At 61.0% G+C, this 15,580-nt stretch carries 13 protein-coding genes; 1 reads left to right on the top strand and 12 read right to left on the bottom strand.

All coding sequences use genetic code 11. The features are described from left to right. The first annotated feature begins 74 nt into the window (after nt 1–74). Nucleotides 75–308 (top strand): hypothetical protein, encoded by a 234-nt coding sequence (locus V1T76_RS07965; protein WP_006935938.1) that lies wholly within the window; start codon nt 75–77, stop codon nt 306–308. Between the two features lie 95 nt (nt 309–403). Here the strand turns inward: V1T76_RS07965 and recN are convergent, their stop codons facing one another. The 12 genes from recN to murD all read right to left on the bottom strand — a co-directional run bounded on the left by recN (nt 404) and on the right by murD (nt 15,579). Next, nucleotides 404–2,071 (bottom strand): DNA repair protein RecN, encoded by a 1,668-nt coding sequence (gene recN / locus V1T76_RS07970; protein ID WP_330560120.1) that lies wholly within the window; start codon nt 2,069–2,071, stop codon nt 404–406. A 122-nt stretch (nt 2,072–2,193) separates the two neighbouring features. Beyond that, entirely contained in the window at nt 2,194–3,006 is an 813-nt protein-coding gene (locus V1T76_RS07975) for an outer membrane protein assembly factor BamD (protein ID WP_442970097.1), read from the bottom strand. Between the two features lie 263 nt (nt 3,007–3,269). Then, complete coding sequence (gene lpxC / locus V1T76_RS07980; RefSeq protein ID WP_330560122.1) at nt 3,270–4,214, bottom strand: UDP-3-O-acyl-N-acetylglucosamine deacetylase; 945 nt, start codon at nt 4,212–4,214, stop codon at nt 3,270–3,272. A gap of 256 nt (nt 4,215–4,470) precedes the next feature. After that, nucleotides 4,471–6,252 carry a cell division protein FtsZ gene (ftsZ, locus tag V1T76_RS07985; protein ID WP_330560232.1) on the bottom strand — a complete coding sequence of 594 codons (1,782 nt, stop codon included), beginning with the start codon at nt 6,250–6,252 and terminating at the stop codon, nt 4,471–4,473. A 115-nt stretch (nt 6,253–6,367) separates the two neighbouring features. Continuing rightward, entirely contained in the window at nt 6,368–7,690 is a 1,323-nt protein-coding gene (gene ftsA / locus V1T76_RS07990; RefSeq protein ID WP_330560123.1) for a cell division protein FtsA, read from the bottom strand. Then, a complete protein-coding gene (locus V1T76_RS07995; RefSeq protein ID WP_330560124.1) occupies nt 7,687–8,565 on the bottom strand; it encodes a cell division protein FtsQ/DivIB in 879 nt (292 codons plus the stop codon). Before V1T76_RS07995 ends, ftsA begins: the two co-directional genes overlap by 4 nt. 23 nt (nt 8,566–8,588) lie before the next feature. Then, nucleotides 8,589–9,515: a D-alanine--D-alanine ligase gene (locus tag V1T76_RS08000; RefSeq protein WP_006935949.1), complete on the bottom strand. Its 927-nt coding sequence runs from the start codon at nt 9,513–9,515 to the stop codon at nt 8,589–8,591. Then, nucleotides 9,515–10,486, bottom strand: a complete 972-nt coding sequence (gene murB / locus V1T76_RS08005) for a UDP-N-acetylmuramate dehydrogenase (RefSeq protein WP_330560125.1) — start codon at nt 10,484–10,486, stop codon at nt 9,515–9,517. The genes V1T76_RS08000 and murB overlap by 1 nt, the downstream gene beginning before the upstream one ends. Before the next feature lie 12 nt (nt 10,487–10,498). Then, on the bottom strand, nt 10,499–11,899 hold the full coding sequence (gene murC / locus V1T76_RS08010) for a UDP-N-acetylmuramate--L-alanine ligase (protein ID WP_330560126.1): 1,401 nt from the start codon (nt 11,897–11,899) through the stop codon (nt 10,499–10,501). Continuing rightward, complete coding sequence (gene murG / locus V1T76_RS08015) at nt 11,896–13,002, bottom strand: undecaprenyldiphospho-muramoylpentapeptide beta-N-acetylglucosaminyltransferase (RefSeq protein WP_330560127.1); 1,107 nt, start codon at nt 13,000–13,002, stop codon at nt 11,896–11,898. Before murG ends, murC begins: the two co-directional genes overlap by 4 nt. Nucleotides 13,003–13,019: 17 nt before the next feature. Beyond that, nucleotides 13,020–14,177: an FtsW/RodA/SpoVE family cell cycle protein gene (locus V1T76_RS08020; protein WP_330560128.1), complete on the bottom strand. Its 1,158-nt coding sequence runs from the start codon at nt 14,175–14,177 to the stop codon at nt 13,020–13,022. A 1-nt stretch (nt 14,178) separates the two neighbouring features. Continuing rightward, nucleotides 14,179–15,579, bottom strand: a complete 1,401-nt coding sequence (gene murD / locus V1T76_RS08025) for a UDP-N-acetylmuramoyl-L-alanine--D-glutamate ligase (protein ID WP_330560129.1) — start codon at nt 15,577–15,579, stop codon at nt 14,179–14,181. Between the last annotated feature and the right edge of the window lies 1 nt (nt 15,580).

Consider the following 15,580-nt stretch of genomic DNA (forward strand, 5'->3'; position numbering starts at 1 on the left):
ACCGGCTCAAGCGTTCATAGCACATCGAACCGGCAAATCTCGATGCTGGTGAATGTTGGAATTAGGAGACACAAATGGCTTATCAGGACCGTGAAACGCATTATGTCGAGAAGTCGACGGGCAACAGCGCTGGCTGGTTCATGGCCGGAGCGCTTGTCGTTGCACTGATCGCTGGCGGCCTGCTCTACGCCAATGGCTTTTTTACGAATGACGATGAGCTGAGCATCGAGCTGAATGTGCCGAATGTTGGCGAAGGCGAACTCAAGCTGCCGGACATGAAGGAAGCACCGCTGGTGAAAGAGCCGTAAGACCGGCAGCTATCAGCAGAAACGCACCACTGGGCGGGAGCAAAAGCTTCCGCCCTCTTTTTTTGTGGTCAACAGATGCGTCCGGACGAGCAGCCCTACTCAGCGGCGGTCAGCAATCGGCGTGCGGCCGCACGCGCTTCCTCGGTAATGACGCTGCCGGCCAGCATGCGGGCAATTTCCTCGCTGCGGTGGTCTTCGTCGATACGCTGGACACGGGTTGCGACCCGATCCTTTTTGGTGGCTTCCTTGGCAATCAGGAAATGCCCTGCGGCACGGGCTGCCACCTGCGGCGCATGCGTGACGGTGAGAACCTGAACACTGCCTGCAAGGCGCGCAAGCCGCAGGCCGATGGCCTCGGCAACCGCACCGCCAACCCCTGTATCGATTTCATCGAACACCAGCGTCGGTGCCGACCCCTTGTCGGCCAGCGAGACCTTGAGCGCCAGCAGGAACCGGGACAACTCCCCGCCGGATGCCACCTTCATCATCGGCCCAGGTTTGGTACCCGGGTTGGTCTGGACATGGAACTCCAGCTGATCGATACCCGACCGGCTGCGGCTTTCCGGATTGCTTTCCAGTTCGACAATGAATTTCGCCCGTTCGAGCTTGAGGTCGGGCAGCTCGGTTTCTACCGCCTTTTCCAAGGCCTTGGCGGACTTGCGCCGCTTTTCCGAAAGGCTGGCTGCTTTCTTGTCGTATTCCGCCCGGGTCTTGCCCGCAGCACTCACCAACGCTGCCAGCTTGTCCTCACCGGCATCGAGATCCGCCAGATCGCCGCTCATACGCGCACAAAGCGCTGCCAGCTCATCGACCGGCACGGAGTATTTGCGCGAGGCAGCGCGAAGCGCAAACAGGCGCTCTTCGACAGCTTCCAGTTCCCGAGGGTCGTATTCCGTCTCGCGCAGCGCTGTTTCCAGACCGCCGCGCGTTTCTTCCAGAAGGTCCAGTGCTTCGGCGAGCGTGCGCACAGGCGTTCCAAGCAGGTTGGGCACCTGGTCGGCCTTGCGCTCCAGACGGCGCAGCAGGCTGGCAAGTTCCGGGATCGGCGACGCCGTGCCGTTCAGGGTTTCGAAGGCTTCGTTGAGATCGCCCGCGATCTTCTCGACCGCCATCATGTCGGTGCGCCGGGCGGCCAGTTGTTCCTCTTCGCCGGTCTCCGGCTTCAGGGCTGACAGTTCGTCGACGGCAGCGCGCAGGAAATCAGCTTCATTGCGCGCAGCTTCAATCCGCTTCTCGTGATCGGTCACCGCCTTGTCGGCAGCGCGATACGTGGCATAGGCCTGCGCAACGGATTCGGCCTCGGCCGTCAGGCCACCGAAAACATCAATCAGGGCACGATGACTTTCCGGGTCGACCAGGGCACGATCGTCATGCTGCCCGTGAATTTCCACCAGCAGTGCGCCCGCCTGACGCAACAGCCCGGCACTGACCGGCTGATCATTGACGAACGCCCGGGTTCGCCCGTCGGAGGTCTGGATACGGCGCAGGATAATGTCACCGTCGTCATCGACGTCATTCTCCCGCAGGAAAGTCCGCACGGGATGGTCCGCCGCCACATCGAAGACGGCCGTCACCTGCCCTTGCGCCTCGCCGTGGCGCACAAGATCGGCATCGCCGCGAGCACCGAGTGCCAGCGACAGGGAATCGAGGAGAATGGATTTGCCGGCACCGGTCTCGCCGGTCAGAACCGACATTCCGGTGGCAAATTCGAGGTCAAGACGGTCGATCAATACGATGTCACGAATAGACAGCGCGACCAGCATGAAGGGATGCTCCTTAAAGTTCGGCCCACCATATAGGAGGACCGAAGCGTCTTGAAAGAGCCTGTTGGGGCCTTTTCAACCTCATTTGCGAGGCTGAAGCCAATTCGGGAGTGATCTGGGCGTCAGACGCTCTTGAAGGCGCGGCTGATCCAGCTTCCGCTGTCTTCAGAAGGCTCGTATCCGCCCTTGTTCAGCAGCGAATAGGCATCCTTGTACCACTGGCTGTCCGGATAGTTATGTCCGAGCACGGCCGCAGCGGTCTGCGCTTCGTTGACGACACCGAGCGCGTAATAGGCCTCGGTCAGACGGAACAGAGCTTCTTCCACGTGGCGGGTGGTCTGGTAATCGACCACCACCGTCTTGAAGCGGTTGATGCCAGCGATGTAGTTACGCTTCTGCAGGTAGAACCGGCCAACCTGCATTTCCTTGCCGCCAAGCTGGTCGTGCACGATCCGCAGCTTGCTTTCGGCATCCGGCACATACTCTGAATCCGGGAAACGTTGGATCAATTCGTTGAAGGCACCTGCGGCCTTGCGGGTCACGGCCTGGTCGCGGGTAATATCCGGCATCTGACGGAAATAGGCCTGACCGGCCAGATACAGCATGTAGGCGGAATCCTCATCGCCCGGGTAGAGCGTCACGAACCGCTTCGCCGCGGTCACGGTTTCCGTGTATTTGCCGCGCGAGTAATTCAGGAACGCCAGGTTCACCAGCGATTTCTTGGAATATTCCGAATAGGGATAAAGCTTGTCGAGCTCTTCGAATTTCTGGGCCGAATCGCGCAGTTTGCCTTGCGCACGCAGGGACAGGCCTTCGTTGAACAGAACCTCCGGCGGGGTATCGTTGAGCGCCAGCTCATCGAGATCGTCCTTGCCTCCGCACGCGGCCAGCGCAAGCGGCACAGCCAGAACGGCCAGTCTCAGGAAGGTTTTCATGTATTTGGCTCTGCTCACTTCAGAACCAGTATCCATTCCGTTCACGCCTATACTCCCGGACCTTTTCGGTCCCTAAGGCCCATGTCATGCGGCCTTGCAAATTTATCGACAGGAGTGTTTAGCGGAAATCACCGGTCCCCGTCACGTCCTCATCGGCCATCTGACGGTTTTTTTGAGCAATTTTATGGCAACCGGTGCAAATAGCTTCCGAATTCCGCCGAAACAAAACGGCCGCTCCCAGGAAGCGGCCGATCACAATTGTATCAGGAAACGTCCGGGCCGAAAGCCGCGGCGGCTGCGATGCCACCCTTGTCCACCTGACCGACCTTGCGGAACGCGGGGGACTCAACGATTTCGAATGAGCTCGGGTCCTCGAAAAGCTTGACCAGGATCGCGTGGTTCATCTTGTGACCGCCCTTGTAGGAGCGATAGAGACCCAGGATCGGCAGGCCAGCCAAAGCCAGATCGCCAACAGCGTCCAGCGCCTTGTGACGTGCGAACTCGTCCGGCCAGCGTGTGCCTTCCGGGTTGAGGACCTTGTCCTCGGAAATAGCCACGGAATTTTCCAGGGACGAGCCCAGGGCGAAACCCATCTTCCAGAGCTGCTCGACATCCTTCACATAACCGAAGGTGCGCGCCCGGGACAGTTCATCACGGAATACGTCCGGCGTGATGTCGGAAGAGAACTGCTGACGGCCGATCAGCGGCGTGTCGAAGTCGATGGTGATATCGAATTTGGTGCCGTTGTACGGGTGCAGCTCGCACCAGGCCGTGCCATTGTCGACACGAACGGTCTTTTTCACCTTCAGGTACCGGCGTCCGCGGTCCAGGCGCTTGAGGCCGATCTGTTCGATCGCCTCGACAAATGCAAAGCTGCTGCCGTCCATGACCGGCATTTCAGGACCGTCGATTTCCACAATCAGATTGTCGACACCCATGCCGAACAGAGCTGCCATCAGATGCTCGACAGTCGCGACACCTTCCGTGGAAGGATCACCAAGAACGGTGCAAAGCGCCGTCGCTGACACCTTGTTCCAGAGAGCCGGAACTTCGACTGAATTTTCCTGATCGGTGCGGGTGAACACAATCCCCACACCAGCTTCGGCGGGTACCAGAGTGATCGACGCGGGTTTGCCCGAATGAACGCCTATACCGGTCAGGGTTACCTGATCGGCTAGCGTCGTCTGTCGGTCAACATATGCGGTCATAAACCCTGCCCTTCCGGTTTGCGACGGAAACAAGCCCCTTGTTTACCCACGAAGGGTTACGGACTTTTAACGATCCCACGTTGGCTGGGAACATAGTCCCGAACCCCTTTTGGGCGAAATAAAGCTTTATTACGGTTTGTAACGATTCACAGGCCAGCAACACACTGAATTAATAAGGGAATTTGTTCCGTAACGGAAACAGCCCGGAGTGTGAACTCCGGGCTGTACCGATCAGGGAAGATGATCGAGTGTCGAATCAGTTGGCCTGACGGCGGAGAAACGCCGGAATTTCCAACTGTTCGTCTTCAGTCGCACTGACCGGCTTCGGTGTTGCCCGTCCGGTGTTGTCGAGCTGACCGGCAGCACCATGGGCTGCGGGGCGTTGCTGCGGCGCACGCGGAGCGGCCTGCTGGGCCGGCTGCATCTGCGGAGCGGGACGGGCAACCGGTGCGGCAGCCATGTCATGATGCTCCTGATCTTCTTCGTGATGACGGCCAAGGCCGCTTGCAAGACGGCGCAGCAGCCCCATCGGGCGGCGGTCGTCTTCGCCGTGTTCTTCGTAGCTCGGTGCCGGAGCAGGCTGCTGCGGACGCTGCTGAGCGACCGGCTGCTGAGGCTGGGCTAGTGGTGCAGTCTGCTGCTTGGCTTGAATCTCACGCTGAGCGATCGGCGGGAAATCCTCGACCCGCGGCATGCGCGGAGCCGGGTTGTGCTCGGCGGCAACCGGCGGAATGTAAGGCTGGCTGACCGGCGTATCTTCTGCAACAGGGGCCCGGGCTTCGTCTTCGATGTCGAGCATCTGCGGTTTGGCCGCAAGCGATCCTGCAGAAGGCTGCACTTTCTTGATTTCCACTGCCGGGTCGCTTGCAACAGCAACCGGCTGCGGGTCCGGAATGGCCAGCTCGCGTTCCAGGTTTGCAACGGCCTTTGCAGCGGCATCTTCCGCGTGTGCCTTTTCGGCGACTGCGGCCTGGCGTGCGGTGTTGATTTCCGGCGTCCGGCTCATTGCCGGAGCTTCTGCCTTTACAGGCTGAGCTGCTGCCCCGGGAAACGTGTTAGCCGCAAGGCCTTCCTCCCTGTCAATGCCGGTTGCAACGACGGACACGCGGATGAGGCCATCCAGTGTTTCGTCAAAGGTCGCGCCCAGAATGATGTTGGCGTCCGCGTCGACTTCCTCACGGATACGGGTAGCTGCTTCATCCACCTCGAACAGCGTCAGGTCATTGCCGCCGGTGATGGAGATGAGCAGGCCCCTTGCGCCTTTCATCGAAGACTCGTCGAGGAGAGGGTTGGCAATGGCAGCTTCAGCCGCCTGCTGCGCGCGCTTTTCGCCGCTGGCTTCGCCGGTACCCATCATCGCCTTGCCCATGCCGCGCATCACGGAGCGAACGTCGGCGAAGTCGAGGTTGATGAGACCTTCCTTCACCATCAGGTCGGTGATGCAGGCAACGCCAGAATACAGCACCTGGTCGGCCATCGCGAAAGCGTCGGCGAAGGTGGTCTGGGCATTGGCAATCCGGAACAGGTTCTGGTTCGGAATGACGATCAGTGTATCGACGCTCCGCTGCAGTTCCTCAATACCGGAATCGGCGATCCGCATACGGCGTGCGCCTTCGAACTGGAACGGTTTGGTCACCACACCTACCGTCAGTATACCCTGCTCGCGGGCCGCCCGTGCGATAACGGGGGCAGCGCCGGTGCCGGTTCCACCGCCCATACCGGCGGTGATGAACACCATGTGCGATCCGGACAGGTGATCGTTGATTTCGTCGATCACTTCCTCGGCGGCCGCGCAGCCGACTTCCGGCTGGGAGCCTGCACCAAGACCTTCGGTCACGGCCACGCCCATCTGGACGAGCCTGTCTGAATGGTTCATGGCCAGTGCCTGGGCATCCGTGTTGGCAACGACGAAGTCGCAGCCCTGGAGACCAGCTGTGATCATGTTATTGACGGCGTTTCCGCCCGCGCCGCCTACGCCGAAGACCGTAATACGTGGCTTCAGCTCCTGAATGTCGGGCATCTTCAGGTTGATGGTCATATTATCCTCGCGACCCACTGGCGCCCCCGGTACGGGAGTAGCCTCTTCTTCCCTAATCTCCTCTGCCATTCCTGGCAGCTCAACTTCCTGGATGTCGTCTTCTTGGCTCATGTCGTCAGAAGCTTTCCCTGATCCATTGGCCCACACGAGCCAGGTAACCAGATTGCCCGCCCCACCCAGATCTTCTGTTCTTGTGTTCGAACTGTTCGATCTGAGCGACCTGCGGATAAATCAAGAGGCCAACAGCGGCGGCAAAAGCCGGACCCTTGGCAGCCTCGGGAAGACCGGCGACGCCTAGAGGCCGGCCAAGACGGACGTTGCGCCCCAGGATGTGACGCGCAACTTCTCCAAGACCCGTGAGCTGACTTGCGCCCCCGGTCAGAACAATCTGCTTACCGACACGCCCGGCAAAGCCGGACGCCGTAAGCCGATCTCTCACGAGTTCAAGGATTTCTTCCACGCGCGGCCGGATAACCCGGGTCAACGCCGAGCGTGGGATCTGGTTCGGCAAGTCGCTGTCGCTTTCCAGCGGCGGCACCGTGAGCATGTCACGGTCGTCGGAACTGGACGCCAGCGGCGAGCCGTAAAGGGTTTTCAGGCGCTCCGCATCCTGCAGACGGGTTGCGAAGGCACGTGCGATATCGGTGGTGACGTGATTGCCGCCAACGGCAATCGCATCCAGGTGCACCATGTGACCGTCTACGAAGACCGACAGAGTGGTCGTGCCGCCGCCCATGTCGATGCAAGCAACGCCAAGCTCGGCTTCATCATCGACGATGGTGGACAGACCGCTGGCAAACGGCGTCGCAACCATGGTTTCCACATGAAGGTGACCGCGGTTGATGCACAGTTCCAGATTGCGCACCGGCGGGATTTCTGCCGTCACGACCTGCATGTCGACACCCAGCTTGTGGCCCATCATGCCGCGCGGATCGCGGATGCCCCGGCTGCCATCCAGCGAATAGGAAATCGGGAGCGCGTGGGTCACGGCCCGGCCGTCGGTCACGGAATGGCTCGAACCGGCGGACAGCACCCGCTGGATGTCGGCTTCCGAAACGCTTTCGCCGGCCAGCGGAACGTTGGCGCTGTAGATTTCGCTCTGCAGGCGGCCGCAGCTGATGTTGGCGATCAGCGACTCCACCGTAACACCGGCCATGCGCTCGGCGCTGTCGACCGCCAGGCGGATGGCCTGTTCGGCCGCATCCATGTCGACGACGACACCGGACTTGATGCCGCGCGAACGCTGATAGCCATACCCGAGCACTTCCACCTTGTGGGAACGGCTGGACAGGATCGCTTTTTCTTCCTGCGGCACCAGTTTGGCGATCAGGCAGCAAACCTTCGTGGAACCGACGTCGAGAACCGACATGATGACGGCGCGGCGGCTCGGCAGCGGGCGCATCTTCGGCAGGTAGAGGTTGTTGGAGGAGCGGCTCATGTATCACGCTCCTTCTTGCCGGAGCGGCCCTTGCCGCCCGTCATGACCTTGCGCTGCTCGGCAGCCTCGTCGGAGAGGCGCACGGTCACGCGGTCGCCCAGACGCATGTCGATGGCAACGATATCCCGGGACAGTAGCCCGCTTTCTTCATCCATTTTCACCAGATCTGCCAAAGCGGCGTCGATGTTGTCTTGGGGCAAGCGGATCGAAATCCCATTCTCAAGCTGCAGGTCCCAGCGGCGATCGCTGATCAGGAACGCCGCGCGCACGCGCGGGCGCAGGGCCGGAACCTTTTCCAGCGCGTTATTGATCTCGGACGCCCGGCGCTGAGCACCGTGATTCACGACAAGCAGCAGATTGGCATAGCGCCCATCCACCTCATCGGTGATCACATCACCTGATTCGTTTACGATCGAGACCAGGTCGCCGCGCTGCCACAGCGCATAGGGCACCCGCTCCTCGATGTTGATCTGCAGCGTGCTCGGATAGAGCTTCATCACCGAAGCGCTCTTCACCCAGGGCATCTCGTTAAGACGTTCGCGGGCACTGTTGGCGTCGAACAGGGCCAGCGAGGAGCCTTCGTGGATTTCCAGAGCTTCCAGGATCTGGAACTCGTTGATCTCGCGCTGACCGGACAGTTTGACAGCTTCGATCCCGAAGCCCGCGGCGGACAGGAGGCTGTCGGCGACAAGCCGGCCATGCCCCCCTATGACTATTCCATAACCAATTGTTAAGGTTAAGAAAGTCAGCGCAGCAGCAGAGCCGGTCCAGCGCGGCAGATCTGCCAGGCGCCCGGCCGACCGCCACACCGGCTGGCGGTGCAAACGCGGCACACCGCGCCCGCGCGGAGCCAGTTCGGCCTCCAGCGGGGTCATCGTGTCCCGGTAATGTTTGCGCCTTATCGACAGCAACTCGCGTCCTCAACCATCCAACTGACCAGGTCCTTGAAACTCATCCCCTTGTGGGCCGCCATTTCGGGCACAAGGGAAGTCGGCGTCATGCCTGGTTGCGTGTTCACTTCTAGGCAGATCAGCTCTCCGGACCCGTCTTCCCTTTCATCGAATCGGAAGTCGGCACGGGAAACACCGCGGCAACCCAAAGCCTGATGCGCCTTAACCGCTAGTGTCTCTATGGTTTGGTAAACAATCGGTGAAATTTTTGCAGGAAGAATGTGTTTTGAACCACCTTGTGCATATTTTGCGTCGTAATCGTAGAAGCCGTGACCTAACGGCACTATGTCAATGACGCCCAGGGCCGTGTCGTCCATGACGGCACAGGTCAGCTCCCGTCCACCGATGAACTTCTCGCACATCAGCTCATCAGGGTAAGGCCAGTCTTCACGGCCCAGCTCCTGGGGTGGAAACTCTTGATCTTCCTTGACAATCAGCACCCCGAAGCTCGACCCCTCGTTGATGGGTTTAAGCACGTAGGGCGGCTTCATCGGGTGCTCTCGGGTGATCTCCCGGCGGTTCACGACAAGGTGTTCGGTCACCGGAATTCCGGCTGCATTCATCACTGCTTTTGCCTTCACCTTGTTCATTGCAAGGCTGGAGGCGAGCACACCTGAATGTGTGTACGGGATGTTAAGAACTTCTAATATTCCCTGAACGCAACCGTCCTCGCCGAAGGGACCATGAAGAGCGTTGAAGACCACATCGGGCTTCAGATCCTTCAGAACAGCAGAAATATTGCGGTCGACATCGACCCGGGTTACCCGATAGCCCGCTTCTTCCAGCGCATCTGCGCAGCCCTTGCCGCTTGCAAGGCTGACAGGCCGCTCGTTAACCCAGCCCCCCATCAGAACGGCGACGTGTTTGCTGGCCATCAGGCGGCCTCCCCTTCCTGGCCCAGAAACGGTTCGACGGCCGCTTCGGCGCCGAACTCTCCCAGGCGTTTGATCTCCCACTCCAGCCGGATGCCGCTGTGCGCCAGAACGCGTGCGCGAACGGTTTCGCCCAGCAGCTCGAGATCGTGTCCGCTGGCCGTGCCCGTGTTGATCATGAAGTTGCAATGCATTTCGGACATTTGCGCGCCGCCGACGGCCAAGCCACGGCAACCGGCCGCATCGACTTCCTTCCACGCCGAGGTTCCAGGCGGGTTCTTGAAGGTGGACCCACCGGTCTTCTCCCGGATGGGCTGCGCCCGTTCACGGTGAGCGACAACATCGGCCATTTCCTGCCGGATCGAAGCCTCGTCCTGTGGCACGCCCTCGAACACGGCGGAGGTGAAAATCAGGTCTTTCGAGGCATCCGAATGACGGTAAGCATAGCCCATATCGGCATTTGTCAGAACGTGGCGGTTGCCGTCCCGGTCAATGGCGGTCAGCTCCACCATGCGCTCCCGGGTTTCCGTGCCATGAGCACCCGCGTTCATGCGCAGCGCACCGCCAAGACCGCCCGGAATGCCGGTGTAGAAGGCAAAGCCGCCAAGACCGGCCTTGGCCGCGGCTTCTGCCAGGCGCTTGTCGGGAACAGCAGCACCCGCCTTCAGCCGGCTGCCGCCGATGTCCTCGATGACCCCGAAGCCCTTGGCGCTCAAGCGGATGACAACACCCTTCAGCCCGCCATCGCGGATCAGGAGGTTGGAGCCGAGGCCGACCGGCAGCACCGGAATATCCCTGGGCAGCTTCTTCAGAAACGCTGCAAGGTCGCCTTCGTCCGCTGGCTGAAACATCAACTGGGCCGGACCACCCGTGCGGAACCACGTGACCGCGGACAATGCCTGGTTGGCTGTCAGCTTGCCCCGGATGCCTTCGGCAAGCTCTGGATGCTGCTCCAGCAGATCGGGAAACGCCATGAGACGCCCTCCTTAAAGCTCTTCCAACTGCTTCGGCAGCGCGTAGGCCCACTGGGTGATATTGCCGGCCCCGAGGCAGACAACGAAGTCGCCGGGTGCTGCCATGTCCTTGATCAAGGCCGGCAGGTCTTCTGGTCCTTCGATCGCCTGAACGTTTCTGTGGCCGCGGGTTTTCATGCCCGAGACGAGATCCGTATGCTTGGCGCCTTCGATGGGCTGCTCACCAGCCGCATAGACCGGCGCAATGATCACCGCGTCGGCATCGTTGAAGCAGTTGGAAAAATCATCGAACAGGCTGTGCAGGCGTGTGTAGCGATGCGGCTGCATGACCGCGATCACCTTGCCCTTGGTCGACTCGCGTGCGGCATGGAGCACCGCCTTGATTTCAACCGGATGGTGGCCGTAGTCGTCGAATATCTGAACGCCGTCCACCGTGCCGGTGTGCGTGAAGCGCCGCTTCACCCCACCAAAGGCGCCAATGCCTTTTCGGAGCTCGTCCGCACCGACGCCAAGCTGCGAGGCAACCGCAATCGCCGCGGTGGCATTCGAAACGTTGTGAAGACCAGGCATCGGCAGCGTCAGATCATTCAGCTCGATCACCTCTCCGCTGCGGCGGTCGCGAAGCGTGACGGAGAAGATCGACTTGCCGCCATCCATCGAGACATCCGTGTAACGCACGTCGGCCTGCGGATTGGCGCCATAGGTCACAACCCGCCGGTCTTCGATGGTCCCGATCATCGTCTGAACTTCGGGATGATCGAGACACATGACGGCAAAACCATAGAAGGGAACATTTTCAACGAACTGTCGGAAAGCGGCGCGCACGCCGGCGAAGTCGCCGTAGTGGTCCAGATGCTCCGGGTCGATGTTGGTGACGATGGCAACGTCCGCCGGCAGCTTGACGAAGGTACCGTCGCTCTCGTCTGCCTCGACCACCATCCAGTCGCCCTCGCCCATCCGGGCATTGGTGCCGTAGGCATTGATGATGCCGCCATTGATCACGGTCGGGTCCAGCCCACCGGCATCCAGAAGGGCTGCCACCATGGAGGTGGTCGTTGTCTTGCCGTGAGTGCCGCCGACCGCGATTGCCTGCTTGAAGCGCATCAGTTCGGCCAGCATTTCCGCCCGCCGCACCACCGGAATAAGCTTCTCCCGGGCCGCAACCAGTTCCGGATTGTCCTTCTTGATGGCGGACGACACGACCAGCACCTCGGCATCACCCAGGTTTTCCGCGGCATGGCCGACGGTTACCTTGATGCCGTTGTCGCGCAGGCGCTGTACATTGGCGTTTTCCGCCATGTCCGACCCTTGCACCGTATAGCCGAGGGTCTTCAGCACTTCGGCAATGCCGCTCATGCCGATACCGCCGATGCCGACAAAATGAACCGGTCCGATGTCCTGCGGCATCTTCATGGCCGTTCTCCTTGGTTTTTTGCGACCTTCTCAACGAGGTCGGCAAGTCTTTTCACCGCGTCGGGCCTGGCAACGCTGCGCGCCTTTTGCGCCGCCTCGCCCAGCAGTTCGGGTGCATTCATGAAACGGGTAAGTTCCTGGGCCAGCCGCTCCGGTACGAGGTCGGCCTGACGGATCGGCCAGGCACCGCCTGCTTTTTCAAGCACCTTGGCATTGGCTGCCTGATCCTGGTCGATGGCACCGGGGAGCGGCACCAGAATGGACGGCCGGCCAAGCACGCTGAGCTCACTGACGGAGGAGGCGCCAGATCGGCAGATCACGAGGTGTGACTGAGCGATCCGCTGAGGCATATCCTGGAAGAACGGCGCACATTCGGCCTGAACATTGAGGCTGTCATAAACCGCCTGCACCCGCTCCATATCTTCCGGGCGGCATTGCTGCACGATACGCAATCGGGCACGCATGTCGGCAGGCAGTTGTTCCACCGCAGGCGGCAAGAGATCGGAAAAGAAGCGTGCGCCCTGGGACCCACCGAAGACCAGCAGGTTGAATGCCCCGTCCGCGACCGGTGCCGAATACGGCAATTCCGCAGCCGCCAGCACAGCATCCCGAACCGGATTGCCTGTTTCAGTCAGCTTGGCCTTGAAGTCTGCCGGAAGATCTTCAATCGGCACGCTGATGGCAATCGCGGTCACGCCCTTCGCCAACAGGCGGTTGGCACGCCCCATGACGCCATTTGCCTCATGCAGCACGGAGGGCGTACCGGTGAGACGGGCTGCATACATCGGCGGGAATGTCGGGTAGCCGCCGAAACCGGCCACGACGTCAGGCTTCAACGCCTTGATCACCTTGCGCGCCTGCAGCGTGCCCAGAAACAGTTTCACTGCCGTCTTGGCCAGCAGAAAGGGATTGCGGCCACGAATGGTTTCCGAGGCGATGATATGCACGTTGCGAGCCGGAAAGGCCGTGCCGTATTTGTCGGCTCGTTCGTCCGTTGCAAGCTCCACGGTCCAGCCACGCCGGATCAGCTCACTGGCCAGCGCCTGTGCGGGAAAAAGGTGGCCGCCCGTTCCGCCGGCCGTCAGTAAAACAGTTTTGCTCATAAGTTCGGCTTTTGGCCTTACATCAAGGATGAGGGGGAAAGCCGGCTCACGGTGACGACTTCACCGCGCGACGGCTGTGGCCGTCTGCGCGTGAGCGCCAGAATGGCACCGGCGGTCATGGCGGACGAAAGGAGCGACGAGCCGCCGTAGGACACGAATGGCAGGGTCATCCCCTTCGATGGAATAAGGTGGAGGTTCACGGCCAGATTGATCGTGGCCTGCAAGCCGAACAGCACCGTGAGGCCTGCCGTTGCGAGACGGCTGAAAGCATCCTGGTCCCGGCTGGCATGGCGCAGCCCCCGCAGAACGATGAAGGCAAAGACGGAGACGAGCAGCAGACAGGCGATGACGCCGAACTCTTCACCAACCACCGCAAAGATGAAATCGGTATGGCTGTCGGGCAGGATCCGCTTCACCGTCCCTTCGCCCGGACCACGGCCGAGCCATCCACCGGCCAGGAAGGAATCCTTGGCCGTGTCCACCTGGAAGGTGTCACCGGAGCTGGGGTCCAGGAACCGATCGACACGGTTGGTCACGTGCGGCAGGAAGGCATAGGCGGCAAAAAGGCCAACGATCCCGATGACGCCGAGCGCCATGATGATGAGCCAGGAAATCCCGTTCAGAAAGAACAGCCCCGCCCAGACAAGGCCGAGCAGCATGGTCTGGCCAAAGTCCGGCTGGGCAATCAGAAGCGCTGCGCAAACCGCGAACAGTACGAAAGCGAACAGCACCCCCGGCACCTCGCGCCGGCGACCGCTTTCCGACAACAGGAAGGCAATCAGGATCACAAAGGCCGGTTTCAGGAATTCGGACGGCTGGATCGACAGCCCGGCAACATAGATCCAGCGCCGGGCGCCCTTGGCCTCGAAGCCCAGGAACAGGGTGGCGACCATCATCGTCAGCGAAACGATGAAGAGGATCAGTGCCGCGCGCCGCACCATACGCGGCGTCATCAACGAGCCGGCCAGCATGATGGTGAAGGCCGGGATCAGGAACATGGCCTGGCGTTTGACGAAGTAGAAGGTTTCAACGCCGATGCGCTCGGCAACCGGAGGACTGGCGGCAAACGACAGCACGACACCGCCGACCATCAGCAGGCTGAAGGCGGCAAGCAGATAGTGATCGACTGTCCAGAGCCATTCCGCAAAGCGGCTGCGATCGGCGCGCGAAACCATATCAGGCGACCTCCTGGGTGTTGCCGGAATTTGGCAAGGCACGCACCGCATCTACAAAAGCAGCGCCCCGCAGTTCAAAATTCGGGAATTGATCAAAACTCGCACATGCTGGCGACAAAAGTATGGCGATTTCCTCTGCGCCATCTTCCGCCGCCTCGGCGGCGGCATCCTGCACAGCCTGGTTCAGCGTTACGCTGATCTTGAAGGGAACGCGCCCATCCAGCGTCTTGGCAAAGTCCTGGGCGGCCTCGCCGATCAGAAAGGTCTTGGCGATCCTCGGGAAATATTCGTCCAGCGAGGAGATGCCACCTGCCTTGGCCCGGCCACCGGCGATCCAGTAGATCCGCTCGAAACTTGCCAATGCCCTTGCAGCCGCGTCCGCGTTGGTGGCCTTGGAATCGTTTATGTAAAGAATCCGGCCTTTCTTCTCCACCACTTCCATCCGGTGATGCAGTCCGGGAAATGTCTTCAGGGCCTCGGCGATCTGGGCCGCCGGAATTTCCAGCGCCCGCAGCGCCGCGAACGCAGCCGCCGCATTCTGCCCGTTATGATCACCCCGGAGGCTGTCGATCCCGCCGAGCAGCGCAACTTCGACCTGGCTGCCGTCATGCGCCTCGATCAGCCGCCCATGCCGGGCATAGATGCCGTTGGTGAGTTCTTTTTCTCCCGCAATCCGGCACACCGGCTTGCGCGCAAGTTCCATGCGGTCGGCAATTGCAGAGGACAGACGGTCGTCGACACCCACCACAGCCACCTTGGCACCAGCCACCAGCCGTTCCTTGATGGCGGCATAGTTTTCCATAGACCCATGCCGGTCGAGATGATCCGGAGACAGGTTCATGTGAATGCCGACCGTCGCATCCAGGGTGGGGGCCAGATCGATCTGGTAGGACGAGCACTCGACCACATAGTGGCGGCCGGGCTGCGGGGGATCCAGTTCCAGAACCGGCGTGCCGATATTGCCGCCAAGCTGCACATCGCGGCCTAACGCCTTCAGCAGATGGGCGATCAGCGCCGTGGTCGTCGACTTGCCGTTGGTGCCCGTGATTGCGATCAGCGGTGCCGCCAGACATTGCTTGCGCCGTTCACGGCAGAAGAGTTCGACGTCGCCAACAATCTCGACGCCAGCAGCGCGCGCCAGATCCACCGACCAGTGCGGCACCGGATGGGTCAACGGTACGCCGGGGGCAAGAACCAGCGCTGCAACGTCCGACCAGTCGAGATCCCGAAGGTTCTGCGTTGCAAGCCCCTCGCCGGCAGCCTGTGTGACGCGGGCTTCGTTATCGTCGAAACAGACCACATCCGCACCGCCCGCCTTCAGCGCGCGCGCCGTTGCAAGCCCGGACCCGCCGAGCCCGAAAAGGGCAACTTTTCTGCCTTCGAATGTGGTGACGGGGATCATG

This window comes from Roseibium sp. FZY0029 (assembly GCF_036350355.1).
Taxonomy (GTDB): Bacteria; Pseudomonadota; Alphaproteobacteria; order Rhizobiales; family Stappiaceae; genus Roseibium.

What these genes read in the sequence shown, in the direction of transcription:
- V1T76_RS07965 (WP_006935938.1), top strand. Translation starts at nt 75, where the DNA reads ATGGCTTATCAGGACCGTGAAACGCATTATGTCGAGAAGTCGACGGGC.
- recN (WP_330560120.1), bottom strand. Translation starts at nt 2,071, where the DNA reads ATGCTGGTCGCGCTGTCTATTCGTGACATCGTATTGATCGACCGTCTT.
- V1T76_RS07975 (WP_442970097.1), bottom strand. Translation starts at nt 3,006, where the DNA reads ATGAAAACCTTCCTGAGACTGGCCGTTCTGGCTGTGCCGCTTGCGCTG.
- lpxC (WP_330560122.1), bottom strand. Translation starts at nt 4,214, where the DNA reads ATGACCGCATATGTTGACCGACAGACGACGCTAGCCGATCAGGTAACC.
- ftsZ (WP_330560232.1), bottom strand. Translation starts at nt 6,252, where the DNA reads ATGACCATCAACCTGAAGATGCCCGACATTCAGGAGCTGAAGCCACGT.
- ftsA (WP_330560123.1), bottom strand. Translation starts at nt 7,690, where the DNA reads ATGAGCCGCTCCTCCAACAACCTCTACCTGCCGAAGATGCGCCCGCTG.
- V1T76_RS07995 (WP_330560124.1), bottom strand. Translation starts at nt 8,565, where the DNA reads ATGACCCCGCTGGAGGCCGAACTGGCTCCGCGCGGGCGCGGTGTGCCG.
- V1T76_RS08000 (WP_006935949.1), bottom strand. Translation starts at nt 9,515, where the DNA reads ATGGCCAGCAAACACGTCGCCGTTCTGATGGGGGGCTGGGTTAACGAG.
- murB (WP_330560125.1), bottom strand. Translation starts at nt 10,486, where the DNA reads ATGGCGTTTCCCGATCTGCTGGAGCAGCATCCAGAGCTTGCCGAAGGC.
- murC (WP_330560126.1), bottom strand. Translation starts at nt 11,899, where the DNA reads ATGAAGATGCCGCAGGACATCGGACCGGTTCATTTTGTCGGCATCGGC.
- murG (WP_330560127.1), bottom strand. Translation starts at nt 13,002, where the DNA reads ATGAGCAAAACTGTTTTACTGACGGCCGGCGGAACGGGCGGCCACCTT.
- V1T76_RS08020 (WP_330560128.1), bottom strand. Translation starts at nt 14,177, where the DNA reads ATGGTTTCGCGCGCCGATCGCAGCCGCTTTGCGGAATGGCTCTGGACA.
- murD (WP_330560129.1), bottom strand. Translation starts at nt 15,579, where the DNA reads ATGATCCCCGTCACCACATTCGAAGGCAGAAAAGTTGCCCTTTTCGGG.